The organism is Arthrobacter sp. SAFR-179 (assembly GCF_059414945.1).
Genome location: NZ_JBPFDM010000008.1, coordinates 20294 through 46307, shown reverse-complemented (window position 1 = coordinate 46307; position 26014 = coordinate 20294). Strand labels below are relative to the sequence as shown.

Genomic DNA, 26014 nt, shown 5'->3' with positions numbered 1-26014 from the left:
GGTTGGGCTCGCTAGCCCTGGAAGAATTCCTGGCGCTGGCGGCCGAGGCCCGCTACTTCAATTTCGACGACGTCCCCGGCCTTCAGGTAGGGGAAGCGCCCGGACAAGGCCACTCCCTCCGGAGTGCCGGTGCAGATCAGGTCTCCGGGCTCAAGGACCAGGTACTGGCTGAGGTCATAAATCACCTGCTCCACCCCAAAGATCAGGTCGCGGGTGGAGGAGTCCTGGCGGATGCCGCCGTTGACCCAGCTCCGCAACTGAAGGTCCGCGGCATCCACCTCATCCGGAGTGACCAGATAGGGACCGGTGGGGCAGAAACCGGCGCAGCTCTTTCCCTTGGACCACTGGCCGCCGGACACCTCCAACTGGAACGTTCGCTCGGAAAGGTCGTTGACGGTGACAAAGCCGGCGATGTGGTCGCGGGCCTGTTCAGGGGATTCCAGATAGGAAGCCCGCCGTCCAATGACCACACCCAGTTCCACCTCCCAGTCCGTCTTGGTGGAACCGCGGGGGATCGCCACTGCATCGAACGGGCCGGCCACGGTGTTGGGTGCCTTGTGGAAGATGATGGGCACCGATGGGGGAGCGGACCCTGACTCGGCCGCGTGCGCCGCATAGTTCATGCCCACGCAGATGACCGATGACGGCCTGGCGATCGGAGCGCCGATCCGGGCACCGTCAACGTCAATTTCTGCAAGTTCCCCGGCGGCAAGCGCCGCCGCAGCACGCCCCGGCCCGTCGGACTCCCAGAAAGCGGCGTCGATGTCCGCCGCTACCTGTTCAAGGGAGTAGTACTTCTTTTCATGCAGCAGGGCGGGCACTTCCTTGCCCGGGTCGCCGATGCGCGCAAATTGCATGGTCCTTCTTTCGTCAATTGGGGTGTTGTTGGCTCTCGAGAGTTACGTGATCAGGCCGCGGTTCCGAAGATCGGCCCATAGCTGGTCCGGGACGGCCCGCGATGCCAGATCGAGGTTCTGCTTCACCTGTTCCGGCGTCCGCATGCCCAGGACCACGCTTGTCACGGCGGGGTGCTGGTACGGGTACTTGAGGGCGGCCGCGGGGAGTGTGGTTCCGTGTGATTCGCAGATGTCCGCCAGCAGGTTCGCCCGCTCCAGCAGCTCCTGCGGGGCTGGTGCGTAGTTGTAGGTGGCGTTCGCAGCTGGCCGTTCCTTGGACAACAGCCCGGAATTGAAGACCCCCACGTTCACCACTCCCACTTCCCGCTCGAGGCACGCCGGCAGCAGTTCATGTGCCGCTCCTTGTTCGAGCAGCGTGTACCGGCCGGCCAGCATGACCACATCGATGTCCGTGTCGGTGACGAAGCGGTGGAGCATTTCGGCCTGGTTCATGCCCGCGCCCCACGCACCGATCACACCCTGGTCGCGCAGCGCGGACAGTGTTGGCGCGGCACCCTCCACTGCTTCGGTCCAGTAGTCGTCCGGGTCGTGGATGTAGACGACGTCGATCCGGTCGGTCCCGAGCCGCTGAAGGCTTTCCTCTATGGAGCGCAGGACGCCGTCCCGGGAGTAGTCACGGACACGGGCCAGATCGTCGGGAACGTCGAACCCCTCACAGTCCTTTCCTTGTGGGGAGGAGTTGGGCCGGAGCAGGCGCCCCACCTTGGTGCTGAGCACGTAGCTGTCGCGGTCCCGGCCCGCGAGGGCTTTTCCAAGGCGCCGTTCGGAAAGTCCCAGCCCGTAGTGCGGGGCTGTATCGAAGTACCGGACGCCACCCTCCCAGGCTGTGTTGACGGCGTCGACCGCCTCCTGCTCCGGCACTTGCCGGTACAGATTGCCGATGGGGGCGCCGCCGAACCCTAGGACGGGAAGACGCACGGTGGTGCCGGGGATGGTGCGGGTCTCTGATTGCATGATTAGTCCTTTTCCTCTTCCTGGTTTGCCGGGCCTCGGACAGCCTCCAGCCGGTAGACCCGAACTGCGGTTCCCTGTGCGACGCTTTCGAGCTCGCTGGCTGATGCACCGGCCATTGCCTGCTCCACGGTGGCGATCCAGTCCTGGTACTCCGCCGGTTCCGTGAGCGAGACTGGCCAGTCGCTGCCGATCATGCACCGCCCGGCCCCAAAGAGGTTCAGGGTTTCCCGAATGAAAGGCAGGGCCTGCGGGGCAACCGGACGCATCGGGTCAGCTTCCGCGCCCGCCCCCGAGATTTTTACGACGACGTTGGGCTGCTTTGCCAGCCCACGCATCGCACTGCTCCATTCGCTGAGTTCACCGGCCGCAATGGGTGGCTTGCCCATGTGGTCCAGGACGATGTCCAGCTCCGGTACCCGGGCAGCAAATGCTGCAAGTTCCGAAAGTTGGGACGAGCGGACGCAGACGTCAAAGGTAAATCCGGCCCTTCCTGCCTGGCGCGCTCCGGCAAGTGTTTCCGCTGCCAGCATGAAACCGGCCTCCCTGTCCTGGAACAGCTGGCGCACTCCGCGGACCAGGGGCCGCTGACGGAGCTCCCCAAGGTCACGGGACACGGCATCCCCGCGGTGAATGGGGGCAAAAGCCACAATCGCCGCCAACTCCGGCCAGGTGTCCCCGAGGCTGGCCACCCAGTCCACTTCCTTCAGCGCCTGGTCATCACGGCAATCGGCCTGCACAAACACGGCCCGTGTCCCGGGCATGTGCGGAAGTTGGTGTGGAAGGAAGGCCCGGTTCAGTCCGGGAACCCCGGTCAACCAGTCGTAGCTGAGCACGGCGGGGTCCCAGACGTGGACGTGTGAGTCTACTGACTGAAGCAATTGCCGGCCCTCATGCTGTTCCGTCTGGCCGGACCCCGATGGTCAGCAGCAAGTTGGCGTAGTGCCGGGTGTCCCCGCTTGCGATGACGACGGCGACGTTCGGCGACCGCGCGGCGTCATAAAAATCGAAGCGCTGGTGGGAAGTAATGGGAATTCCCGTGCCCAGTGCGCTTTCGTAGCCTTTGACTGCCTCTGACCAGTTTCCGTCCGGAGGCGTCATGACTGCGGCTGCCTCGAGCGGAACGGCGTCGATCAGCACTTCCAGAATCTGGTCGATGGTCAGCAGGCCAGGCCTCAGGTTCAGTGCGATCCGCCGGGCGGCGGCGGGAGCGCCGGTGTTGTGCGGGTAATTTGCGTCCGCCAGGAGAATCTGCGAGCCGTGGCCGGATTTAGCGAGGGCCGCCAACAGGTCCGGGTGGGTGAGCGTGTAGTTGATCATGCCTGTTCACCTACCCTTTTCCCGGCCCGTGGTGTCATTCATCTGATGTATTTCGAGTTATTCGATGACAGTATAGGCAGGAGAAGTACTGTACAGGACATACATCTGATGAAAGAGGCTTATGTCAGCGGTCTCACGTGAAGGAGCACTAGGAAAGGCGGCCGCCATGGGCAATGGCAATCCCCATGGGACGATGTCCCAGACAGATGTCGTGATTTCAGGCGTGAAACAGATGCTGTCCTCGCGCCGGCTGCGGCCGGGCGACCGGTTGCCTGTAGAAAAGGACCTGGCAGCGGAATTGCAGGTTTCCAGGGGCTCCCTTCGGGAAGGCGTGCGGGCATTGTCCACCATGGGCATCCTGGAAACCAGGCAGGGGGCCGGTACCTTCGTGACCCGGCTGGAGCCGTCCGCGCTCCTCTCCGCCATGGAATTCTGGGTTGGTCTGCAGGATGGGGAGCGGGCGAATCAGGTGCACACCGTCCGCCGGGCCCTTGAAACGGAAGCTGCAGCGGCGGCGGCGGTGTGTATCGACAGCTCGCAGCTTGATCAGGCCGAAAATATACTGGCGCGGGCGAGCGCGGCCATTCACGCCTCACCCATCGACCATGCCGGCGCCATGCAGTGTGACATCGAATTTCACCGGCTTATCGCGGAGGCCTCAAGGAACCACGTGCTGTCAGCGCTGATCGAGACAGTATCCACGAACACGATCCGCGGCCGAATGTGGCGTTCAATCCATGACAACGAAGGACTGCTGGCCACCCATCGGGAGCATCTGGGAATCCTGGAGGCTCTGCGGCAGCATAACGCCGACAGGGCCAGGACCCGCATGGCAAACCACCTCTATGCCGTGGAGGACTACATCTCGGCCCTCCCTGATCACACGTCATCCTTCAGCGGTCCTTCCACCGCGCCGAACGTTCCGAACCAATGAATTGGAGTGATCTGATGACCGAGCCTTTAGCCACCCCGGAAGACTGGAGCAAGTTGTCCCGGCCCGTTCCCGAATGGTTCCAAAATGCACCGTTCGGCATCTTCATCCACTGGGGCGCCTACTCCGTTCCCGCCTGGGCCGAACCCATCGGCGCCCTCGGCACCATCGAGGACCGGGAATGGTTTACCCACAACCCCTACGCAGAGTGGTACTTCAACACCATCCGCATCGACGGCAGCCCTGCCCAGCAGCACCACCGGGAAGTGTTCGGCGGCGAGGACTACGACGCCTTCCTGGACCAGTGGAAAGCAGAACAGTTCGATCCGGCGGACTGGGTGGAGCTGTTCAAGTTCGCCGGGGCCGACTACGTGGTTCCCACTACCAAGCACCATGACGGCATCGCGCTCTGGGATGCTCCGGGAACAGGGGAGCGGAACACGGTTCACCGTGGTCCCCGCAGGGACCTGATCGGCGAGATCGCCCGGGCCGTGGATGACAAGGGCCTGAAGCTGGGCCTGTATTATTCCGGCGGCCTGGACTGGCATGTGCGGCCCTTCCCGCCGCACGTCACCAGCGAAAGCGTCCATGACACTTCCCGCCCCAAGGACGCCGGCTACGCCGAATACGCCTACAACCATGTGGTGGACCTGGTGGACAAGTACCGCCCGCACGTCCTGTGGAACGACATTGAATGGCCCGACGCCGGCAAGCACTTTGGCGAGCACGGGCTTGGAACCCTCTTTGAACAGTTCTACGCAGCGGTTCCGGACGGCGTGGTGAACGACCGTTGGGGCGCCACCCATAAGGACTACGCCACCAGCGAGTACGAAGCGGCCAGGGAGAACGAGGCCGAATCCGAGTGGGAGAACTGCAGGGGCGTCGGATTCTCCTTCGGCTACAACCAGGTGGAGGGTCCGGAGCAGTCGCTGTCCGGAAGCCAGTTGGCCCGGCACCTGACGGACGTCGTTTCCCGGGGCGGCCACTTCCTGCTCAATGTCGGGCCGCGGGCGGACGGAACCATCCCCGAGATCCAGCGCCAGGCCCTGACCGACCTTGGCCACTGGATGGCAACCGCAAAGCAGTACCTCGTGGGTGCCCGCCCGCTGGAGGGCGCTGCGGCCACGGACCAGGGCGATACATGGGTCCGCTGGGTGGACCGCGGTTCTGAGGTGGTTGCCTTTGTTGATTCGCTCAGCGCGGGGCATGAAGCCGTGCTGCGGCTCAGCGGGGAGGGGCTACCAGCAGCCGGAGCGTCGGTCGAGGGTGCCGGGGGCAGCCTGAGTCTTGACGGCCAGGAACTGAAAGTGGCCCTGGACCCGGAGCGCCCGGGACCGGTGATCGTGCGCATTCCGCGCGGTTAGTCACACCAGAGGTTCGACGGCGGCGGGCAGCACCCGCCGCCGTCGAGCCATTGTGGGGGAGCTTTAGGTGTACATCAGTGAGCCGGGCGTGGTGAGCTTTTCGCCGGTTTCCAGCCAGGTCTTCAGGCCGGAGAGGATCATCGGCCAGCCGCCGTAGAGCTGTTCGTTGGCGCCCTCGCGCAGGTCGCTGTGGGTGACGGTGAGGTGGCAGGAATCGCCTACCGGTTCGATCTCCCACGTGATGGTGGAGGTGCCCTCGGCCTTGACGTCCTCGCCCCAAAGGGCCCGCATGGTCTGGACCAGGCGGCGGGGCGGGTCCACCTCCAGGTTTTCGCCTTCGCCCAGCGGTGCACCCGCCTTCGGGTTGTTCATCACGAACCGGCCGCCGGGGGACCAGTCGGCCTCGAGGGTGTTGCCGAACTGGTACTTGCTGCGGATGTCGCTGTCCGTGATGGCTTCCCAGAGCCGTTCGGGCGTGGTCTTGATGTAAATCTCGAAGATCTTTTCCATGGGACTTTCCAATCTGGATTTGAGGTCGCTGAGGGCAGCGGCCCATGGTTCTGCATATTTGCTGACCCAGCGGTCGTGGACCAGGCGGATGGGGACCGGATTCAGGAAGTGCAGCTTTTCCCGGCCCCGACGGCGGGTCACCACCAGGCCTGCGTCCTCCAGGATGCGGAGGTGCTTGGCGATCCCGAAGCGGGTCATGTCGAACCGCCCTTCAAGGGCACTCAGCGTTTGGCCGTCCTCGCGGAACAGCTCGTCGAGCAGGTCCCGCCGGGTGGGGTCGGAGAGTGCCTTGAACACGTCGTCCATGACAGCAACGATAGGTGACTAAAAGGTCACATATCAAGGGTTTGCGCAGTCGGATCAGTTGCGGGACGCGAGGTTCCTGTCCCGCTCCTCGAAGACCTCCTCGCCCGGTCCCGTGAACGCCCGGGACCGCTCCACCGCCTCAATGGACCCGGTAAACAACTGCGATTCGTGCGGATCTGCGGGGGGATGCGCGCCGCCGGCGGAGGGCGAACCCAGCCCGCGCAGTGGTGCCCTGCGCCGGTTGGCGGTGCCGGCGTCGTCCGTTGCCTGTTCCCAGCGCTGGTGGGGCAGGGCTTCTGGATGGTGCTGCTGCAGGAACGTGACCATGGATTCGCGGACCAGGCAGCGCAGGTCAAAGAGCGCGGCACTGTCCGCCGCGCTGACCAGGATCCGGACGCGGACAAAACCGCCCGTGGCGTCGGTGATCTGCAGGATGCCCACGCGCTCGTCCCACAGTTCGGTACCGGCAAGGAGGCGGCGCAGTTCGGTGCGCATGTCTTCCACCGGGGCACGCCAGTCGAGGTCGAACTCCACGGTGCCCATCACCTCGGACTGGCGGCGGGTCCAGTTCTCGAAAGGCGTGGTGGTGAAGTAGGTGGACGGCAGGATCAGACGGCGGTCATCCCAGAGATGCACCACCACGTAGGTGAGCGTGATTTCCTCGATTCGGCCCCACTCTTTCTGCACCACCACCACGTCATCCACCCGGATGGCATCGGTGAACGCCAGCTGCATGCCGGCGAAGACGTTCACCAGGGACGTCTGCGCGGCAAGGCCGGCAACGATCGAGATGACGCCGGCTGACGCCAGCAGTCCGGCACCGAGCGCCTGGATGGCCGGGAAGGTCAGCATCGCGGTGCCGGCGGCGAGCACCACCACCAGCGCCACAGCGATCCGGCGGGCCAGGATCATCTGTGTACGCAGCCGCCGCGCCCGCCGGTTGTCCGCCACGTCCACGCTGTGCCGGTTCAGCACCACGGCTTCCACGATGAGCAGCACCGCGATGGCCAGCCAGGCAAGCGCACCTATGAGGGCAATCAACAGGAGGTGGTCGACGCCGGGGTGCCAGCTTTCGCTGCCGGCCGTAAGCCCCAGCGCGGTACGGACGCCCGCCAGGCACAGTGCCAGGCGCAGCGGCCGGCGCGCCACCCGGGAGGTGGCCTGCAGCTCGGGCCGCTTCCGGTTCAGGCGGAGGACCACCTTGCGGAGCAGCCAGGACAGCGCCAGTCCGGCCACGACGGCAAGGACAGTGGCGATGAAGGGCAGGGCGGGATTCAGGACGTCTAGCATTCCTTAACCTTTACCAAGCCTGTTACCGGCCTTCGAAATCGACAGGGCTGTGGTGTGCCGCCACACTGGCTGGGCCGCGCGCACTCAGAGCCAGCTGCCAGTGGCGACCCTGTCGCCAAGGTTGCCGCTGGTGGGTAGCCTTGGGCCCATGCAGAAGATATCGATCGATGCGCTGGCCCGGCAGCAGCTCGAGGCCGCCATCGGCTCCACCAACGGCAGGGCTGCAGACACTGTGTACGGCGGCCACGAGAAGATCCTTCGCCAGACGGTGATGGCCATGACGGCCGGAACCCAACTGAGTGAGCACCAGAATCCGGGGGACGCCACCGTGTTCGTGATCCAGGGCTGCGTGAGCCTTCGCGCCGGCGGGGAATCGTGGCAGGGCAAGGTGGGCGACCTGCTGATCGTTCCGCCCGGCCTGCACAGCCTTCACGCGGAGGAGGACTCCACCTTCCTGTTCACGGTGGCCAAGTACCGCGACTAAGTCCCATCGATTGCTCCATATTGGTCGTTTTGGACCCTGAAAACGACAGTTACGGAGCACTCGATGGCGTATTGCGCATAAAGTTCGACGGCGGCTGCCGGCTTTCGTTCCGAAGTCCCGCGCGTATTCCGGATGCCAGATCAACGTGCCGGGCCGGGCTTGGTCTTGGGCATGGGAGGCGCCGAGGGTGTGTCCGGCCGGTCTGGCGCCCCTTTGCCGCCCGCCTTCGATTCGGTGGCATCGCTGCCGGGGATGGCAGGCCCGCCTGCCTCAGGAGGGGCGACACCGCCGCGTTGTCCGGAGGCCTTAGCGCCGGGCTCAGCTCCGTGGCCAGCATCTGCCGGCATCCCGGTCAGGCCACCCGGGGGAACTTCAGGTGAATCAGCGGCCGGTTCGTGTGTCTCCGGAGGTTCGGCAGCAATCCGGTCGGTGGACTGGGCGGGTGCCGAAGGAGGAGCAGGCAAAGGCCCGTGGGTCAGCGCCGCAGTGGGTACGTCCGACGCGGGAGCGGGTATGACAGTAGGCCCGGGCATTGGTGCTTCGGCGGGAAGGGTGGGTGCAGGAGTCCCGGGGGCCGGAGGCGAGAACCAGCCCATGACGGCACTGATGCTTTCCCCAGCTTCACGGCGGACGTTTTCGTTTCCTGCCGCGGCGCCGCCGGCAATACCGAAGGAAGCAGCCACGGCGAGCGTAGTGATGACGACGTGCTTCTTCTTCCGGTGCTTGCCCGGTTCTAAACAGGTCACGCTGGCTGTTTTGGAGTCTGCCAAAAATGGTGCAAGCTCGGCTGACGGAGCGGGGACTTCGGAAACCCTGAGCGTCCGCAGCTCCAGCAACAGTTCCCGAAGTTCCGCATCGTTCGGGAAGCCTGCCTCGGTCAGCAGCGCCTCGACGGATTGTTCGTCGCTGAGCCTGCGCTTCTGCCGGGCCTTGTCGTCAGTCGTCATTACCGGTCCTCCCGTAATGAGGTACAGAGCTTGCGGAGGCGGCAGAGGGCCCGGCGCTGCAGTTGTTTGATGGCACCGGGGGTCTTGCCCATGATCTCCGCCGTCGTCTCAACCGAAAGGTCCGCCACGATCCTCAGCGTGATCACATCCTGTTGGTCCTGCTGCAAATCACTCAGCAAGGACTTGACGTTGCCAGAGCTTTCCACCGCCAGCAGGTCGTCCTCGGCCGAAGTGCTGCAGCGCGGGTCCTGATCAGGGTCGTAGTCCGTGGTGTGTGGCGTCTTCAGCCTTCGCCTGTGCTCGTCAACGTAGCGTGCATGGGCGATGGAGAAGACCAGGGACTTGACGCCCTTCATCCCGCCGCGCACGTCCCCGAGCTGCGGGACAAGGGCCAGAAAGACCTCCTGGGTCAGAGCCTCGGGGTCCTCAACGCCACGTGAGCGCAGGTAGCTGAGCACCCCAGGCGAGAATTCGCGGTAAGCAGCACAGAAGATGCTGTCGTCCGTCTTTCCTGACGGCTCTGCCTCGTGCTCAATCCTTTGCATCCGCCCCCCTGCGGCAGATTTCCCTGGAACGCTCTGCACATTGGCTGCTGCGCCGGGACGGTGAATGCGTCCCGGGGCAGCAGAGCCATACGACAGCTACCGCTGGCCGTTGTTGGAGTGCTTGGCGCTGGTGCCGGCCTGGTGTCCGGCGCCGTTGGATGAGGCTACGCCCTGGCGCTGCTCCTTCACCGGCTGCTGTAGCTGGTCCTGCCCTGCCGTGACAGGGGAGTCGCCGTCCTCGGCGTCCTCGTCTCCGGGAGCCGCAACAGTGGCGCAGTAGGCACCGACGCCGTCCTCCCCGCCGGCAGCCTGGACCAGGGCGGTGTAGGCCGTGGACGTGGTGCTCAAGCCGCCGTTGGTGAAGGCATTGCAAAGGCCGAAGGCTGCAGGGCCGGTGGCGTCAGGTCCCGCGGCCGTGGACGTGGGCGAAGGTTCGGGGTCAGCCGTTTCCGTGGGGGCCGGCTCTGGTGACTCCGTTTCTGTTTCCGTTGGCGTAGGTTCCGGCACTTCTGTCTCCGTTTCCGTTGGCGTAGGTTCCGGCGCCTCGGTTTCGGTTTCCGTGGGAGTTGGCTCGGGGGATTCCGTTTCCGTTGCCGTGGGGCTCGGCGACGGCGATTCCGTTTCCGCAAGGACGGACGGTGTGTCCGGCAGCGACTCTGCCATGGCGGCTACGCCCGTGCCGCCCACCGCCAAAGCTCCTGCTGCCAGCACAGTCATGGCGAGCTTGTTGCCCGAGAAAGTGAAGAAAGACATGAGACCCTCCGTTGACGAACTCTTTTGTTTGGTATCAACTCGGCGGGTTATCCCCGCACTTAGTGGATCGAAACTCAGGTCACAAAGGTTACGGGTTTGCGACAAACTTTTGACGAACTTGTCATCACAGGGCTCATCGACTGCTCCGTAGATGCCGTTTTGGGGCGTGAAAACGGCGTCTACGGAGCAATCGATGCGGGAGGTTAGGCGCGCTCCTTGATGCTTTCCTTGATGGGACGAGGCTCCAGCCAGATGCGTTCGCGGGGGCCCGGCGGGTAGGCATACCGCTTCCCGGCGAGCGTAATCACAAACGCGGCAACCAACGGTATCGCCGCCGCGGCCGGGACCAGCAGCGGGCCGCCCACCACCAGCGCCGCCGAACCGTACAGCGCGCCGATGGTGATGCCCAACTGGATGGTCAGGACGGTGAGCCCGTTCGCAGCCTCGCTGTACTCGCCGCCGGCCCGGAGGATCGCCGACTGGTTGTAAATACCGATCGCGCCCAGGCCGGCCCCCCAAATGGTCATCAGGACCAGGGCCAGGGGCAGGTTCCCCACCGCGAAAGGCAGGAGGAACATCGACGCGGCGATGGCCGCCGTCGTGATCAGCAATGAACGGCGCGGCCGGGAATCCACGGTGAGTCCCGCAATCCAAATGCCCAGCAACCCGGATCCGCCCAGCACCGTGAGGGAGAGGCTGATGGCGTAGTCCGGCAATGCGGCCTCGCGGATGAAGGGGGCGATGTAGGTAAACAGCGCGAAGTGGGCCAGGACCAGCAGCGGCCAGGCGATGGCCACTGATTTCACACCCGGCTGGCCGATGGCCTTGCGCAGTGACGGCCGGGCGGCATCCGAAATGCGCCGGACGCGGGGGAGCAGCCAGAATGCAAGCACGGTCAGGACCACCCCGAACCCGGCGAGCACCAGGAACGCTGCGCGCCAGCCGAGGAATCCGCCCAAAGCCGTACCAACGGGGGCGCCGATGGCCAGGCCCAGGCTGTTGCCGCTGAACACGATCGCCAGGGCTTTGCCCACCTTGTCCGCCGGGACCACCCGGGATACGAACGGCGCCATGGTTGTCCACAGCAGCCCATGTGCCAGGCCACCCACCAGGCGCGCGATCATCGCCGAGGTGAAATCCGGTGCCAGTCCCACCATGGCATTGCTGAGTGCGAAGGTCAGGACCAGGCCCACCAGCAGGGCGTGCCGGGGAATCTTTCCCAACAGGCGGGCAGCCGGAACCACCGTGACCACGATGACGGCGGCGTAGGCGGCGGCAAGGTAGCCGGCCACCGGCTCGGAGACCCCCAAACCGGTGCTGATCTGGGGCAGCAGGCCGGACGGCAGGAGTTCAGTGGTGATGGCAGTAAAAGCGATGGTGGCAAGGACCGCCATCGCGGCATACGGAAAACGGGCAGGCACGGGCGCGGAAGTCGCGGAGGACATGGGGGTGAGGATCCATTCAAGGGGGAGGGGTGGAATGCGGCGCTGCTCGCCTGACAATTCCTCCCTTAAATTTACCGGATCGAAGGGTCTGTCACGGACATGACAGACGCCCTGCTCCTGCCGTGCGGAGCCACCGCACGGTCCCCGAACCGCCCCTTGTAAAGGATCTCCTACCGGCGGCCGGAATCGGTGTCCGTGTACGAACCTGGCCGGACGGAATCAGCGGCTGATAGCCTCGTTGACCCGCTGTGTCTGGTTAAGGCGCGCGTCCAGCAGTCCGGCTGCGACTGCTGGGGCCAGGCCGGGCGCCAGCGGAAGGCGCGGGACCACCAGGCAGTGCCACAGGTGGTAGATGTCCGCCTTGCCGGACCAGACGGTGGAGGTGACGTTGCCGTTCTCGTCGAGTTCCTGCTTCCAGGATCCGTGCTCGTAGTCGATGAACCAGTCGCGGGCGTGGTCCCAGATCCGCTCGTACCAGTCCGCATACTTTGTCTCGCCGGTGGCGATGTAGAGGGCGGCGGCGCCCCCGATGGCCTCGGCGGGCACCCAGCGGATGCGGGTGGTGACCACCGGCTTGCCTTCCCAGTCCACCGTGTACACGAAGCCACGGTGGCCGTCAGGTTCCCACGCGTCGCGGATGGCGGCGTCGAACAGGCCGCGGGCGTCCTCCAGCAACCATGCCGGGACGTCCAGGCCGCGGGCCTCGAGCCCGGCGCGGAGGTGGAGGAGCAGGCGCGCCCACTCGACCCAGTGGCCGGGCGTTCCGCCGTAGGCGCGGAACTGGCTGGCCCGGTCGTCGGTGTTGTACTCCGGCATGGGGTTCCACTCCGGGTCGAAGTGCTCAAACACCCGGTAGTTGTTGTTGCGGGCGAAGTCGTGGATGAGCACCTCGGCGATGTGCAGGGCGCGTTCCAGCCAGCGGTTCTCCCCGGTTACGTCCGCGACGATCAGGTAGGCCTCGACCGAGTGCATGCTCGCGTTGCCGCCACGGTACGCCTCGGTTTCCGTGAACTCCCGGTTCCACGAGTCGAAGCACATGTTGGCCTGGTGGTCCCAGAATTTCGTGTCGGCTATCCGGAGGGCCTCGTCCAGTAATTGCCGGGCCCCGGGCCGCCCTGCGGCTACGGCACTGGCAGCGGCGAGGAGCACGAAGGAGTGCTGGTAGCCGGACTTCGTGTCATTCACGGGGCCGTTGGCGTCCACCTCGGCGTACCAGCCGCCGAACTCATCATCGTGGAGGGGGCCGTTGAGCGCCGCGATGCCGTGGTCCACCAGGGTCGCAGCACCTGGCCGTCCCATCAGTGCGGCGACGGCGAAGCTGTGGGTCATCCGCGCAGTGATCCAAAGATGGGTCGGCTTGTCCGCGAACACCTTGCCGTAGTTATCCAGCCAGCCGAATCCCGTGGGGACCTTGGAAGCCTCGGCGAAACGGACAAGCCGGTCGGTTTCCGCCTCGAGCCATCGTGCGTGGGCGGCATTGTCGAGCCACGTCATGTTGTTTCCTCTTTCTTTGCAGGTTGCGGGTGTTGGACGGGTGCGGCAGTTCTCAGCCGGCGGCGTCGAGTACGCCGCGGACAATCGTCGCTGCCGCGCCCAGATACGCCAGGACGATCAGGAGTATCTGGGCGGCGCGGGCGGGGACGTGTTTAGCGGCAAGGTCACCGAGTACAAGGCCTGACAGGCAGGCGACGGCGACGGCGATCCACATGGCCAACGGCAGCGCCGGGAACGAGGCGGGAGCGGTGATCGCCTTCGAGACCAGGGAGAACGTGCCGATGGTGAAGAAGTACGGCTGCATGGTGGCCGCGAAGGATTTGTGCTGCCACCGGGTGGCGATGGAGTACATGCTGACGGCCGGCCCGCCCACGCCTGCCGCCGTGTTCATGAACCCGCTGAGGCCGCCGGCGGTGAAGAGGTAGCGGCGGCGCTCCGGCAGGGTAGCGGATTTCAGGACCAGCAGGACGGTCAGGCCGACGGCGAGGATCACCCCGATGGAGATCTCCAGGATGGCCGGCGGTATGAGGCGGATCAGGATCGCCGCCGGGATGATCCCCAGCAGCGCCGAGGCCGCGAGCAGCATGTACCGCTTCCAGTCGATGTCCCGGACCACCCGGAAGATGATGGCCCCCGCCGTCACGGCGCCGCACACGTTCACCAGCACCACACCCTCCACCGGGCCCAGGAGCAGGACCAGGAAGGGGGCAGCCACCAGCGCGAACCCCATGCCGGTGACGCGCTGCATCCCGGCCCCCATGACGACGGCGCCCAACACCAGCCCGGTGGTCAGCATTTACGGCCTCCAGGCCACGTACTGGACCTCCTCGAACTCTTCGAGGCCCAGGCTTGATCCCTCCCGGCCCAGGCCCGATTGCTTGGCGCCGCCCATGGGGGCGAAGGCAACCGACGGCAAGGGGTCGTTCACGCCGACGATGCCGGCGTCGAGCCGCTCCGGGATGTCCCAGCCGCGCTTGGGGCTGCTGCTCCACACGTAGGCGGCCAGGCCCATCTCTGTGGCGTTGGCCTTCCTGATTGCCTCTTCCTCCGAGGAGAAGGTGACGACGCCGGCCGCCGGGCCGAACACTTCATCGGTCACCAATGGTGCGTCGTCCGGGACGTCGGCGAGCAGTGTGGGTGCCAGGAAGGACCCCTGCGCCGGGACCTCGGTCCGCTGCGTAACGCGCCGGGCGCCTCGGCTGAGGGCGTCGTCCACCAGTGCCTGCACCGCGGATACCCGTTCGGCGTCGATGACGGGACCCAGATCCGGAACCGGGGCGCCGGCGTCGGGAACGCCGTGGCCGATGCTCATCGCGTCAAAGCGTGCGCCGAGCTTCTGCGCGAACTCGTCCGCGATGCTGTCCTGGACCAGGAACCGGTTGGCGGCCACGCAGGACTGGCCGGTGTTGCGCAGCCGGCCCAGGATGGCGCCTTCGACGGCCGCGTCCAGGTCGGCGTCCTCGAACACGATGAAGGGCGCGTTGCCGCCCAGTTCCAGCAGGGGCCGGACCACGCGCTCCGAGGCTGACGCCATGATCTGCCTGCCCACGCCCGTGGACCCGGTGAAGCTGACGGCCCGGACCGCCGGATGGGACATCAATGCCCCGGTGATCTCACGGGAGGGACCGTGGACCAGGTTCACCACACCGGCGGGGAACCCGGCGTCGTGCAGGACCTCGAACAGGCCGGTGGCGGCCAGCGGTGCCTTCTCGGACACCCTGCCCACCACGGTGCAGCCTGCGGCCAGCATGGCGGCCAGTTTCCGGGCCTGGATGGAGACCGGGAAGTTCCAGGGCGTGAGGCTGAGGGCCACGCCGATGGGTTTGCGGGTGCTCAGGTGCCGGCGGCCCTGCAGCTCGGGCGGGCTGAGGGTGCCGGTGGCCCGGCGGGCTTCCTCCGCGAACCAGCGGAAATACTCCACCGAGAAATCCACCTCGCCCTGTGCCTCCGGGAGCCGCTTGCCGGCTTCCAGTGCCAGGGTGTGCGCGAGTTCGTCGCGGCGTTCCGCCAGGAGGTCGGCGGCGTTGCGGAGCAGGTCCGCCCGGTTGCGGACGGTGGTGCGTGACCACGGGCCGAAGGCCTCCGCCGCGGCATCGGCCGCCTGCGTGGCATCCGCGGCGGTGCCCCACGCCACCTCGCCCACGGTGCTGCCGTTGCCAGGATCAGTTACGTCCTTGGCGGTTCCTGCGGTATGCCAGCTGCCGTTAATAAGGTGCCGGGCCGATTTGAGGTTCATGAATGGTGCCTTTCGTTGGCTGGGAGGGCGCGGCCACCCGCGCAGCCGCCCGTCGTCGTCGTACTCATCCCTTGCTCGCCCCGGCGGTGATGCCTGCAACAAAGTAGCGCTGCAGGAAGACGTAGGCCACCACCACGGGCAGGGATGCCAGGATGACGCCGGCGAACAGGAGCGGGTAGTTGGTCTGGAATTCGCCCTGGAAGCTCAGCAGCGCGAGCGGCAGGGTGCGGTTGCCGGGAGTCTGGATGAACAGCAGCGGGTACAGCAGCTCGTTCCAGTGGATGACGAACAGGAAGATCGCGGCGGCCGCGATGGAGGGGGCGGAGAGCGGAAGGGCAATGGAGGCGTAGGTCTTCCACGGCCCGCTGCCGTCAATGGAGGATGCTTCGTAGAGTTCCTTGGGCAGTGTCCGCATGAACCCGCCCAGGATGAACACTGCGATGGGCAAGGTGGACACCACATTGGCCAGGATCAGGCCGCCCAGGTTGTCCAGCAGGCCCAACCTGCCGAAGAGCACGTACAGCGGCACCATGTTGGCTTGCGCCGGGATGGCCATCCCGAGGACCAGGAAACCGAAGATGGCCCAGGACATGAACCCCTTCAGCCGGGACACGGCGTAGCCGGCCAGGCTGGCCAGGAACAGGGTGAGCGGGACGGAGATGCCGGTGACAATGACACTGTTCATGAAGGACGAGCCCAGGTTCTGGCCGCCAACCACTTCGGCAAAGTTATCCGGGGCGATGGAGTGCGGGAGGCTGAACGGCCCGGCGAACAGTTCCTGCGTGGTCTTGAAGCTGCCGAAGGCCACCACGGTCAGCGGAACGATGATGATGACCGCGTAGATGGCCAGGATGGCGCGGCGGCTTATTGAGGCGAGCATGCTGCTATTCCCCCTTCGGGGTCAGCCGGAGCAAGCGGCGCTGCAGCCAGGTGACCAGGGCGATCATCGCCATGAAGATGATCGACTGGGCGGCGGCGTAGCCGAACTCCGAGTTGGCAAAGGTGCTGTAAATGCGGGTGGAGAGGATGTCCAGGGAACTCTTGGGCGGGTTTCCCGCGATGCCCAGGATCAGGTCGAACGCCTTGAACGACTGCACCGTGGTGTAGGCCACCACGATGGACGTGGCCGGGGTCACGAACGGCCAGGTGATGGACTTGAACTGCTGCCACTTGTTGGCGCCGTCCATTTCCGCTGCTTCGTATAGTTCGCGCGGGATGGCCTGCAGCCCCGCGATGTAGACCACCATCATTTGGCCGGAATGGAACCACACCTGGGTGACAGCGACCCAATAGAGAGCCTGGGCGTCGTTACCAAGGTAGGAGCCGCCGTCCACACCCACCGTCTTGAGGACCGTGTTGGCCAGGCCGAAGTTGGGATCGTAGATGAACTTCCAGATGAAGGCCACCGACACCGAGGACAGGATGGTGGGGAAGAAGAACAGGGCGCGGAGCAGGATGCTGCCGCGGGAATTCTTCGTCAGGAGCAGAGCGAGGATCAGTGAGAAGATCGTCTGGGCGATCACCACCAGCAGCACGAACTTCAGGTTGTTGGTCAGCGCGTTGGTGAACAGCGAGTCCTTGGTGAACGCCCGGATGAAGTTGTCCAGCCCCACGTAGTTGAACGCCGCCGAGAAGCCGTTCCAGTCAGTGATCGCGTACTGGAAGGCCTGCAGCGTGGGCATCACCAGGAAGAAGGCGACGACGGCGACGGCAGGCAACGGGAACAGGTACAGGGCCGGATTCACCCGGGTGGGGGAGCGGCGGCGCACCTTGGCAGTGTTGGCGGGAGTTGGGCTCTCCGGTGCCTTGCCCTTGGCAGCGGTTCCCGGATGGATGCTCATAGCCGTTCGTCAACAATCTTCTGGGCGGCTGCGGCTGCCTGCTCCGGGCTGGTGCCGGAGATGACGGCCGTTGCGCTGGCCTCCACCGCATTCCGGACGTCCAGGTTGTTGAACTGGAACCGGGCCGCGAGGGCGGTCTTCTTCTGCAGCCAGGGGCTCAGCCGCTTCAGGTCCGGGTTGGTGTACTCCACCTTGTCCACGGAAACGTGCTGGGCCGTTTGGTTGGCGTAGTAGCCGGCGTTTTCGGGCTCGGAGAGGAAATCGATCCAGGCTGCCGCGGCGGCCTGGTTCTTGCTGGCCGAGTTGACGCCCAGGATGAAGGTGGCGTTGTAGGCGCCCTCGTACTTGCCCTTGCCGTCGGAAGTGGTGTTGGGGAACACCAGGTCGATGGGGAATTTGGCACCCAGTCCGCGGACCGCTGCGATGTGGTACGAACCGGTGGCCAGCATGGCGGCCTTGCCCTGCGAGAACAGGTTCTGTGCCGGCTCCACCGCGGTGCCGGTGGCGTTGGGCTGCAGGTACGGGACCAGGTCCTTGTACTGGTTCAGCATCTTGATGAACCAGTCGTCGGTCACCTTGAGCTTGCCCTGCTCGATCTGGGCGCACATGTCGTCCACCGGCGCGTTGTTGGCGATCATGCAGTTGAACAGCTGGCCGCCGTTTCCCACGTCGCCGCCGGGCCAGGAGATGGGGATGACGCCGGCGGAGGCGAGCTTCTCGCACATGCCCAGGAAGGCGTCCCAGTTCTTGGGGGCAATCTCGGCGCCGGCCTTGTCGAAGAGATCAAGGTTGGCCATGGGCATCGGGAACACCACCTGGTAGGGCAGGCCCAGCTGGCTGTCCCCGTTCTGTCCGGCGGAGAGCAGGCCCTTCTGGTAGTTCTTCACCGCCTGGCTGTCCTTGAGTTCGGTGTAGATCCCGGCTTCGGTGAAGTTCTTGAACTGGGCGCCGCGGAAGGTGGCGAAGGCGTCGCCGATGGAGCCGCCGCGCAGCTTCTGCAGGGCCTGGGCGTTGTAGTCGTTGGAGGTGGAGATGTCCTGCGCCACCTCCACGCCGCTGTGCTTTGCTGCGAAGCGCTTGATGAGTTCGTCAAACACGGCCTTGTCCTCGCCGCGCCAGTGCGCGAAGGAGACCTTGCCGGTGACGGCGCCGGTGGACGGGGCAGCCGGTCCGCTGGCTCCTCCGGGTGCGGTGGAACCGCCGGGCCCGGCGCACGCCGCCGCGGTGGCGCCGAAGCCCAGGGCGCCGAGAATGGCCATGGCCTGCCTGCGTGAAATCTGACTCACAATATTCTCCTCGTTGAGTGTTTGCTGTGCCTTGTTTGCTTGCTGCGGAGAGGGGTTGCCCCGGCGACGCTTCGGCGCTCCAACCGCGCCTAGGCGTGCGTCCGTTGGCTGGAGACGACGTCGTCCACCACGGCGCAGAGGCGCTGCAGCCGGCGGACGGCGTCCGTGGAGAGGGATGCGACGACGTCGGGGGCGCCGATGCAGGAGGCCCACACGGCGCGTCCGGAGAGGAAGCCGCTGGCACCTTCCAGGCAGGCCCACCGAACGGCGTCCGGGAAGACGTCTTCGGGGACACCCGAGGACAGGACCACCCAGGGTCCGTCGATGGCCTTGGTCAGTTCGGCGCACGCGGCGCGGACCTCTGCTTCGGAGGCCTGGCCCTTGAAGGGGACCTCGGCTTTGTAGAGGTCGGCGCCCAGGCTGCCCAGTTCCTTGGCAGCGGCGAGGATTCCGGCGTTCCAGTCGAAGTCGCCGCCGGCAAGGGGCTTGCGGGAGACGGGTTCGATGATGCTGATCAGCCCGGCGGACCGGCAGCTCTCCACGAATTCGCGGACCATGGCCACCCGGCCCTCGGCGGGCTCGTCGGGGCGGTACAGCACCAGCAGCTTGAGGGCCTTGGCGCCGAGGGCCTTGTACTTGTGCGGCTCCACCAGGCGGTCGATGGTCACCTCGCCCACCAGCTCGCCGTGCGCGGATTCGAAGTGGTCCGCGGAAGCGATGAGTCCGCAGCCGGGGTCCACGACGCCGGCCTCGATGGCCTGGTCAAGGGCGAACTGCCGGTCGATGAGGATTCCCGAGGCGTAGGGGCTGAGGATGCGTGCGGCCTCCAGCTTGAAGTCCTGCAGGTCCTGGTCGGTAACGGGCTTGTCCGTGTGCTCGGCGAACATGTTGCGCATGGCTTCGCGCTGGTCCACGGCGAGCATCGCGAAGGCGCCTGAGGGGCGCTGCAGGGGGGAAAGGTCGGTGTGGCTCATGGGCTGCTTCTTTCAGCTGGCTGGTATTAGGGCTAGGCAGGTTGGTTGGTGGCAAGTTCGGAGGTGACGGCCTGGTGCGGGATGGCCGAGCGGCCGTCCAGCCCGGCGCAGGAGGCTGCGGCGGTGCGGCCGGCGAACGCGGCGGCCTCCACCAGCGGGAGCCCGGCGGCGACGGCCGCGAGGAGTGCGCCGTGGTAGACGTCGCCGGCGCCGAGGGTGGAAACGATCTCTGCCGGCGTGGCGGGCACGTGGACGGGTTCGCCGCCCCGTTCCAGGACCCAGGCGCCGTCTGCGCCGGCGGTGGCGACGACGGCGGAGGCACCGTCGTCGACCGCTTTGCCCAGGAGCGCCGCGGGGGAGAGGTCCGCGCCGTACTCGGCGGCGAGCCTTTCGATGGTGGGGACGTAGAGTGCGACGCCCCGGGGGCTGAAGGCGGCGATCGGATTGCCGGCGTCCACGCTGATGTTCAGGGCGGCGGTGCCGGCCACGGCGTTCCAGCCCAGGTGGTCCGTGTGGACCCACGCGGCTGATTCCAGCAGTTCGAAGAACCGGCTCCCGGCGGGAAAACTGACCGGGGGCACGGGCCGGGTGACGATGGCCCGGCTTTCGGTGGCCCTGCTGACGATGATCACGCTGGCGCCGGTTTTGACACCGGGATCGCGGACGACGGCGGAGGTGTCCACGCCCTCGGCCTCGAGTCCGGCGATGATGCGGTCACCCTCCTCATCAGTGCCGAGGACGCCGGCGAAGGCAGTGTTGGCGCCTGCCCGGGCCGCCGCGACGGCTGCGGTGGCTGCGGGGCCGCCGCCCGCCGTCGCAAAGTCCGTGGCGACAGTGCGGCTGTCCGCCGCCGGGTAGTCCTGCACCAGGGCGATGGAGTCAAGGGTGGCGCAGCCTACGAAGAGCAGGGGTCCAGTTGACGGTTGGGGCACGTTCCACCTCGTTGTAGTTGCGGCTGGTACTGAAGAAATATACACATAGCATGTTGGAAAAACAACATTTTCTGTATAGTTGTGTTTGGGATGCAACGCCGCGGTCCCCCACTCAACGTAGAGAAACGGAGCAGCTCATGTCATTGCCTACTGCGGAATCAGTACGGACAATCCGGTACGGCCTCATCGGAGCCGGCCATATGGCCCGTGAACATGTCCGGAACCTTGCCCTGATCCCGGGAAGCCGGATCACCGCAGTGTCGGATCCCACGTCGTCGTCCCTGGATGAGACGGTGAAGGAGATCGGCTATGAGGTCCGGACATTTCCTTCCCATCAGGAACTGCTGGCATCAGGGCTGGTGGACGCCCTCGTGATCGCCAGCCCCAACGACACCCACCTGGGCATCCTCAAGGACATTTTCGCCAGCGGAACCAACCTGCCCGTGCTCGTGGAGAAGCCCGTGTGCACCAGCGCGGAGCAGGCAGACGAACTTGAGGTGCTGGCCGCCAACTACTCCGCACCAGTGTGGGTTGCCATGGAGTACCGGTATATGCCGCCGGTGCAGGAGATCATCCAGGCGGCCCACGGCGGCAGGCTTGGCAACATCCATATGCTCTCCATCGTGGAACACCGCTTCCCGTTCCTGCACAAGGTGGACGCCTGGAACCGCTTCGCAGAGCGGACCGGCGGCACATTGGTTGAAAAATGCTGCCACTTCTTCGACCTGATGCGGCTGATCCTGCAGGACGAGCCGGTGCGGGTTTATGCCAGCGGCGGCCACGATGTTAACCATATGGACGAGGTCTATGACGGACGGGTTTCGGACATGGTGGACAACGCCTACGTCATCGTTGACTTCAAGGGCGGTCGCAGGGCCATGCTGGAGCTGTCCATGTTTGCCGAAGGATCCAAGTTCCAGGAACGGATCTCCGTTGTGGGGGACGCTGCCAAGATTGAAACCCTCATCCCGGTAGCTGCCAATCACTGGATTCCCGGAGACGAGACTGAGGCAACTGTGGAATTCAGCCCACGGTCCCCGCTGGGCCCCGAAAAGCATGACGTTCCGGTGGATGAGGCTGTCCTGGCAGCCGGCGCGCACCACGGCTCCACCTACTATGAGCACCTGGGCTTCCGGAAGGCCATCCTGGGTGAAGGTCCGGTGGAGGTCACCGTGGCGGACGGCCTGCAGTCGGTCCGCATGGGCCTCGCTGCCGAACGTTCTATTACGGAAGGACGTCCCGTGGAGTTGGGTAATGCCGCCGTCGGGGTACGTTCATAAGAAGATACGTGTTGGAATTGCAACATCCCGCCAGGCTCCTGCCCGGCGTATTGGGGAGGGAGAACGGCCGATGAGCACCACACATGAAGAGGCTCCGCTGACGCCCCGCCAGCGCACCATCCTGGATGAACTCGGTCGCAGGGGGTTCATTTCCACCAACGACCTGGCGGAGACGTTCGCGGTCTCCGACATGACGGTGCGGAGGGACACCCGGGTCCTGTCCAAGCGCGGGCTGGCCCGGGTGGTCCACGGGGGCGTCAGTGCTGTGGACGGGCACGGCCAGAACGCAAACTTCGCTGCACGCGTCCGGGAGGACGCGGAGGCCAAGCTGCGGGTTGCCCGGGCCTGTCTATCGCTGGTCGGCGAGCGGGATGCCATCATCCTCGACGCCGGCACCACCACCTACCAGATCGCGCAGGAACTGCCCACGTCCTTCACCGGCACTGTCATCACGCACTCCGCGCCAACCATCCAGCGGTGCCTCCAGCTGACGGCGGCACGCACTATCTGCCTGGGCGGGGAGCTGCTGCTGGACAGCCAGGCGTTCAACGGCCCCATGACCATCAGCGCCGCCGCCGGCCTCCGTGCCAAGACAGCCTTCATCGGCGTGAGCGGCATCCATGACGAGGCGTTCTATATTGAGCGTGACGTGGAGCGCGCCACTAAGATCGCCCTTATGAATTCAGCCGAACAGGTGGTGGTGGTGGCAACCCATCAGAAGATGCTGCGGTACGCATTGGCGCGGCTGGCGGGTTTCGATGCTGTGGACGTCCTGGTGACGGATGCGCCGCCGCCGCAGGAAATCGAGTATGCCTTGAGGGCCGCCAACGTCAAGCTGATGGTGGCCGCATGACCGCCCGCCTGCGCGTCTGCCTGCCCGCCCAAAACCTGCTGGACGCACTGGCCCCGATGGACGGCGTCGACTTTGTTCTCTGGGACCTGACCGGGCCGCCGCCGGAACGCCGGCTGGACCTGGTGGTCCCCGGCTACATGGGCAAACCGTCGGCGCTCTCCGCGCTGGAGGGCGTCGACGTCGGGCTGGTGCAGAGCCAGTCCATCGGGTACGACGGCGTCGCCGCGGTGTTGCCCCAAGGCGTCACCTTCGCCAACGCGGCGGGAGTCCATGAGACGTCCACGGCGGAGCTCGCCGTGGGCATGATGGTCGCTTCCCAGCGCGGTATCCCTGACTTTGTCCGGAACCAGCAAACCGGCGCATGGGACAACAGCCAGCGGCCCAGCCTGGCCGACCGGCGCGTGCTGCTGGTGGGCTACGGGGGAGTGGGCAAGGCCATCGAGGCCCGGCTCCTGCCGTTCGAAACCGAGGTCACCCGGATGGCCAGCCGCGCCCGGGACGATGAGCGCGGAACCATCCTCGGGATCGACTCGCTCTACGAGCAGTTGCCGCTGCACGAGATCGTGGTGGTCAGCGTCCCGCTGAGCGACGACACCCAGCAACTGGTGGACGCGAAGTTCCTGGCTGCCATGCCGGACGGCGCCCTGCTGGTCAACGTGGCCCGTGGGCCGGTAGCGGACACCGGAGCGTTGCTGGCAGAGACGTCAAGCGGACGCCTCCGGGCAGCCCTGGACGTCACCGATCCGGAGCCGCTGCCCGCTGACCACCCCTTGTGGACCACCCCCGGCGTGCTGATCACCCCGCACGTGGGCGGCGCCAGCTCTGCCATGTTCCCCCGGATGGTCCGGCTGCTCCGGAAGCAGATAGGGCTGCTGCTCGAGGGCAAGGATCCGGTGAACGTGGTCCTCCCTTAACGGCAGCGGCTCCCGCCCCTATGCTTGGCCCATGTCCACCTTTGAAGTCCGCCGCAGTGCCGTCATCCCTGCCGCCGCCGAAGAGATCTTTCCGCTGGTCAACAACTTCCACGAATGGACCGCATGGTCCCCGTGGGAGGTCATCGATCCGGGCATGAGCCGCCGTTACTTCGGCAGTGAATCCGGGACGGGGGCCGGGTATGAGTGGAGCGGCAACCGCAAGGCGGGCAGCGGCACCATGGAGATCGAGGAATCAGTGCCTTCGAGCCTGGTCCGGATCCGGCTGCAGTTCACCAGGCCGTTCAAGGCGCTGAACCCCACCACTTTCAGCTTCACCCCTGCCCCGGGAGGCACTGAAGTGACCTGGCGGATGACCGGGGAGAACAAGGGCCTGGGCAGGGTGTTCGCGCTGTTCATGAACATGGACAAAATGGTGGGCGCCGACTTCGAACGGGGACTCTCGGCGTTGGCTTCCACAGTCGCGGCCAGGAAGAGCTGAGGCCTCCGGTGGGCGCTGTGGACCAGGCGCTGGCCCTGATTGAGGAACCGGACCGCAGCTGCCTGCAGCACGTGGTGGAGCTTGCACGGACCCTGGCTCCCGACGCCACGGAGGGCATGAGCTACGGCATGCCCGCCCTCAAGCTCGACGGCAAACCGCTGGTGGCCGCCGTAGCCACGGCAAAGCACCTCTCGATCTTTCCGTTCTCCTCAGCAGTGGTGGAGGCGGTGGCGGACCGGCTCGAGGGGTACTCGCTGTCCAAGGGAACCATCCGCTTCACAGCGGACCACCCCGTGCCCGACGACGTGCTGGCGGACATCCTCCGGCGGCGGATTGCGGAAATCCGCACGTAGGACAAGGGACGACGGCGGCACGCACCATCCGGATACGGCCACCTCCCAACAGGGGTGCCTCAGGCGGGACCTATGGTCCTTCCCGTGCGGCGCCCGCGTGCCTAGCCTGTTGCCATGGCTGACACTCTTGCGTCCCTTGCAGACTCCTTCAAGAACATGGGCGTCGCCCGCGCATACGGCCCGCCAGTGAACCTGGGCGGGGAGGAAATCGTGCCCGTGGCCCTGGTGTCCTTCGGCTTCGGCGGCGGCACGGAATCGGAGCAGGGGGCATCCGGCGGCGGTGGCGGCGGCTTCGTTGTGCCGCTGGGTGTGTACCGGACGGTTAAGGGCCGCGCCACTTTCCGCCCCAACACCATCGCCACGCTGGTATGCCTCGTCCCCCTGGTCTCCGTGGCGGGTGCTGCGATACGTAAAGCGGTGCGGGTGGCCCGGAAATAACCGCACCGGCAGCAGCCCGGTGACGGTCAAATATTCCCCTATTTCGCCCCGGCGCATTCGGTTCCATAATGGCCTCGTAGACTTCGGGAACTTCCCGCCGCTGTCCTGTGCCACGGCGGAAGCAGGGGTTCCAGGCGGCCGCCCCGGCAATCGGCGGGAAGGACGGCCACGAGGCCCGGCGGGGCACGGCCGGACTGTTTCAGGGGGAGAGCAACGCCATTAACGCACAAGGAGAGTCCGTCATGCTCAAGGATCTGCAAGTCATGCCCGTACTGCCCGCAAAGGACATTGACAGGGCAAGGGAGTTCTACCGGGACAAGCTGGGCCTCGAACCGACCCAGACTATTGACAACGACAACCTGGTTTACCAGTGCGGCAACGGTACCGGGTTCCTGCTCTACCGGACGGACAATGCCGGTTCGGCGAAGAACACGCAGATGGGCTGGGGCGCCGAAGACGTGGAACGGGAAGTGGAAGAGCTGCGCAGCCGCGGCGTCGTCTTTGAGGAGTACGACATGCCGGGGCTCAAAACCGAGAACGGCATCGCGACGATGGAAGGCATGGGTAAGGGTGCGTGGTTCCTCGACAGCGAGGGCAACATCCTGAACATTTCCTCCATCCCCGTCACGTAGCCGGCCACCGGAGACAGGCGCATACTCAATCACCTGGCAGCACAGCAGAAGGACGACGCCGGCACTTGCCGCCCAAGCACCCCGCACCCGGGTGCGTGGCAGCGGCGGGCCGGCGCCGCCGTCGTAAGCGGCCTTAAAAGGAAGGCAAGGGCATGGGTATGGAGGAGGAAGCGGCGCCGGAGACAAAAGGCGTCTCAGTGGAGGTGCTGGCGACGGTCGACCTTGACGGCGAGATTGAAGGGATGGAAGGCCGGCAGTTGCGGATGCGGATGGTGACGATCGATCCCGGCGGAGTCTTCGGTCCCCTCCACAACCACGTGGGGCGCCCCGGCACCGTGTATATCCTGCAGGGAACCATCACCGACCACCGTGATGGCCAGACCCGGGAATACGGGCCCGGAGTGGGCTGGCCGGAAGACCGGAACACTTCCCACTGGTTGGAGAACAGGGGAGAAGTTCCGGCGGTGGAAATCTCCGTGGACATCGTCAACAAGCCTCCGTCATAAATCCACGGGTTGT

Annotated in this window: 29 protein-coding genes; 11 read left to right on the top strand and 18 right to left on the bottom strand. The window is 65.8% G+C overall.

Going from position 1 to position 26014, the window contains the following annotated elements:
* Positions 1-11 precede the first annotated feature (11 nt).
* From ACR65K_RS13535 to ACR65K_RS13520, 4 genes are read right to left on the bottom strand one after another with little or no spacing between them, the layout of a single operon-like run.
* Positions 12-857: a fumarylacetoacetate hydrolase family protein gene (locus ACR65K_RS13535; protein WP_440153369.1), complete on the bottom strand. Its 846-nt coding sequence runs from the start codon at positions 855-857 to the stop codon at positions 12-14.
* A 42-nt stretch (positions 858-899) separates the two neighbouring features.
* On the bottom strand, positions 900-1871 hold the full coding sequence (locus ACR65K_RS13530; RefSeq protein ID WP_440153368.1) for an aldo/keto reductase: 972 nt from the start codon (positions 1869-1871) through the stop codon (positions 900-902).
* Positions 1872-1873: 2 nt separating this feature from the next.
* Complete coding sequence (locus ACR65K_RS13525) at positions 1874-2749, bottom strand: amidohydrolase family protein (protein ID WP_440153367.1); 876 nt, start codon at positions 2747-2749, stop codon at positions 1874-1876.
* Positions 2750-2759: 10 nt separating this feature from the next.
* Positions 2760-3188, bottom strand: coding sequence for an RbsD/FucU family protein (locus ACR65K_RS13520; RefSeq protein ID WP_440153366.1), 429 nt, complete (start codon positions 3186-3188; stop codon positions 2760-2762).
* 166 nt (positions 3189-3354) lie between these two features.
* Between ACR65K_RS13520 and ACR65K_RS13515 the strand changes: the two genes are divergently transcribed.
* Both ACR65K_RS13515 and ACR65K_RS13510 read left to right on the top strand, forming a co-directional pair.
* A complete protein-coding gene (locus ACR65K_RS13515; protein ID WP_056331869.1) occupies positions 3355-4122 on the top strand; it encodes a FadR/GntR family transcriptional regulator in 768 nt (255 codons plus the stop codon).
* 14 nt (positions 4123-4136) lie between these two features.
* Positions 4137-5483, top strand: coding sequence for an alpha-L-fucosidase (locus ACR65K_RS13510; RefSeq protein ID WP_440153365.1), 1347 nt, complete (start codon positions 4137-4139; stop codon positions 5481-5483).
* 63 nt (positions 5484-5546) lie between these two features.
* Here ACR65K_RS13510 and ACR65K_RS13505 read toward each other — a convergent pair whose 3' ends face one another.
* Entirely contained in the window at positions 5547-6299 is a 753-nt protein-coding gene (locus ACR65K_RS13505) for an ArsR/SmtB family transcription factor (protein ID WP_440153364.1), read from the bottom strand.
* 54 nt (positions 6300-6353) lie between these two features.
* On the bottom strand, positions 6354-7589 hold the full coding sequence (locus ACR65K_RS13500) for a mechanosensitive ion channel family protein (RefSeq protein WP_440153363.1): 1236 nt from the start codon (positions 7587-7589) through the stop codon (positions 6354-6356).
* Positions 7590-7737: 148 nt separating this feature from the next.
* Between ACR65K_RS13500 and ACR65K_RS13495 the strand changes: the two genes are divergently transcribed.
* Positions 7738-8073 (top strand): cupin domain-containing protein, encoded by a 336-nt coding sequence (locus ACR65K_RS13495; protein WP_056331862.1) that lies wholly within the window; start codon positions 7738-7740, stop codon positions 8071-8073.
* Between the two features lie 140 nt (positions 8074-8213).
* On the opposite strand, the gene ACR65K_RS13490 is transcribed toward ACR65K_RS13495, so the two are convergent.
* From ACR65K_RS13490 to ACR65K_RS13435, 12 genes are all read right to left on the bottom strand, one after another.
* Entirely contained in the window at positions 8214-9020 is an 807-nt protein-coding gene (locus ACR65K_RS13490) for a hypothetical protein (protein ID WP_440153361.1), read from the bottom strand.
* Entirely contained in the window at positions 9020-9565 is a 546-nt protein-coding gene (locus ACR65K_RS13485) for an RNA polymerase sigma factor (RefSeq protein ID WP_440153360.1), read from the bottom strand. The genes ACR65K_RS13490 and ACR65K_RS13485 overlap by 1 nt, the downstream gene beginning before the upstream one ends.
* A 96-nt stretch (positions 9566-9661) precedes the next feature.
* Positions 9662-10318, bottom strand: a complete 657-nt coding sequence (locus ACR65K_RS13480) for a hypothetical protein (protein ID WP_440153358.1) — start codon at positions 10316-10318, stop codon at positions 9662-9664.
* Between the two features lie 203 nt (positions 10319-10521).
* On the bottom strand, positions 10522-11763 hold the full coding sequence (locus tag ACR65K_RS13475; protein WP_440153357.1) for an MFS transporter: 1242 nt from the start codon (positions 11761-11763) through the stop codon (positions 10522-10524).
* Between the two features lie 219 nt (positions 11764-11982).
* Positions 11983-13257, bottom strand: a complete 1275-nt coding sequence (locus ACR65K_RS13470) for an AGE family epimerase/isomerase (RefSeq protein ID WP_440153356.1) — start codon at positions 13255-13257, stop codon at positions 11983-11985.
* Positions 13258-13309: 52 nt separating this feature from the next.
* The gene (locus tag ACR65K_RS13465) at positions 13310-14053 is read right to left on the bottom strand and encodes a sulfite exporter TauE/SafE family protein (protein ID WP_440153354.1); all 744 of its coding nucleotides are present in this window, start codon (positions 14051-14053) and stop codon (positions 13310-13312) included.
* Positions 14054-15493 (bottom strand): NAD-dependent succinate-semialdehyde dehydrogenase, encoded by a 1440-nt coding sequence (locus tag ACR65K_RS13460; protein ID WP_440153353.1) that lies wholly within the window; start codon positions 15491-15493, stop codon positions 14054-14056.
* Between the two features lie 64 nt (positions 15494-15557).
* Positions 15558-16373: a carbohydrate ABC transporter permease gene (locus ACR65K_RS13455; protein ID WP_440153352.1), complete on the bottom strand. Its 816-nt coding sequence runs from the start codon at positions 16371-16373 to the stop codon at positions 15558-15560.
* A 4-nt stretch (positions 16374-16377) separates the two neighbouring features.
* Entirely contained in the window at positions 16378-17334 is a 957-nt protein-coding gene (locus ACR65K_RS13450; protein ID WP_440153351.1) for a carbohydrate ABC transporter permease, read from the bottom strand.
* Complete coding sequence (locus ACR65K_RS13445) at positions 17331-18620, bottom strand: ABC transporter substrate-binding protein (protein WP_440153350.1); 1290 nt, start codon at positions 18618-18620, stop codon at positions 17331-17333. The genes ACR65K_RS13450 and ACR65K_RS13445 overlap by 4 nt, the downstream gene beginning before the upstream one ends.
* A gap of 89 nt (positions 18621-18709) precedes the next feature.
* Positions 18710-19594: an aldolase gene (locus ACR65K_RS13440; RefSeq protein WP_440153349.1), complete on the bottom strand. Its 885-nt coding sequence runs from the start codon at positions 19592-19594 to the stop codon at positions 18710-18712.
* Positions 19595-19626: 32 nt separating this feature from the next.
* On the bottom strand, positions 19627-20526 hold the full coding sequence (locus ACR65K_RS13435; RefSeq protein ID WP_440153348.1) for a carbohydrate kinase family protein: 900 nt from the start codon (positions 20524-20526) through the stop codon (positions 19627-19629).
* 137 nt (positions 20527-20663) lie between these two features.
* Here ACR65K_RS13435 and ACR65K_RS13430 point away from each other — a divergent pair, with 137 nt between their 5' ends.
* From ACR65K_RS13430 to ACR65K_RS13395, 8 genes are all read left to right on the top strand, one after another.
* On the top strand, positions 20664-21806 hold the full coding sequence (locus tag ACR65K_RS13430; protein ID WP_056331838.1) for a Gfo/Idh/MocA family protein: 1143 nt from the start codon (positions 20664-20666) through the stop codon (positions 21804-21806).
* Positions 21807-21876: 70 nt separating this feature from the next.
* Positions 21877-22659 (top strand): DeoR/GlpR family DNA-binding transcription regulator, encoded by a 783-nt coding sequence (locus ACR65K_RS13425; RefSeq protein WP_440153346.1) that lies wholly within the window; start codon positions 21877-21879, stop codon positions 22657-22659.
* On the top strand, positions 22656-23573 hold the full coding sequence (locus ACR65K_RS13420; protein ID WP_440153345.1) for a 2-hydroxyacid dehydrogenase: 918 nt from the start codon (positions 22656-22658) through the stop codon (positions 23571-23573). The genes ACR65K_RS13425 and ACR65K_RS13420 overlap by 4 nt, the downstream gene beginning before the upstream one ends.
* A gap of 31 nt (positions 23574-23604) precedes the next feature.
* Entirely contained in the window at positions 23605-24072 is a 468-nt protein-coding gene (locus tag ACR65K_RS13415) for an SRPBCC family protein (protein ID WP_440153343.1), read from the top strand.
* Positions 24073-24080: 8 nt separating this feature from the next.
* Complete coding sequence (locus tag ACR65K_RS13410) at positions 24081-24425, top strand: iron chaperone (RefSeq protein ID WP_440153342.1); 345 nt, start codon at positions 24081-24083, stop codon at positions 24423-24425.
* A 114-nt stretch (positions 24426-24539) separates the two neighbouring features.
* On the top strand, positions 24540-24863 hold the full coding sequence (locus tag ACR65K_RS13405; protein WP_440153341.1) for a hypothetical protein: 324 nt from the start codon (positions 24540-24542) through the stop codon (positions 24861-24863).
* A 242-nt stretch (positions 24864-25105) separates the two neighbouring features.
* Complete coding sequence (locus tag ACR65K_RS13400) at positions 25106-25495, top strand: VOC family protein (RefSeq protein ID WP_056331924.1); 390 nt, start codon at positions 25106-25108, stop codon at positions 25493-25495.
* A gap of 152 nt (positions 25496-25647) precedes the next feature.
* Positions 25648-26001, top strand: coding sequence for a cupin domain-containing protein (locus ACR65K_RS13395; RefSeq protein WP_056331825.1), 354 nt, complete (start codon positions 25648-25650; stop codon positions 25999-26001).
* Positions 26002-26014: the final 13 nt, after the last annotated feature.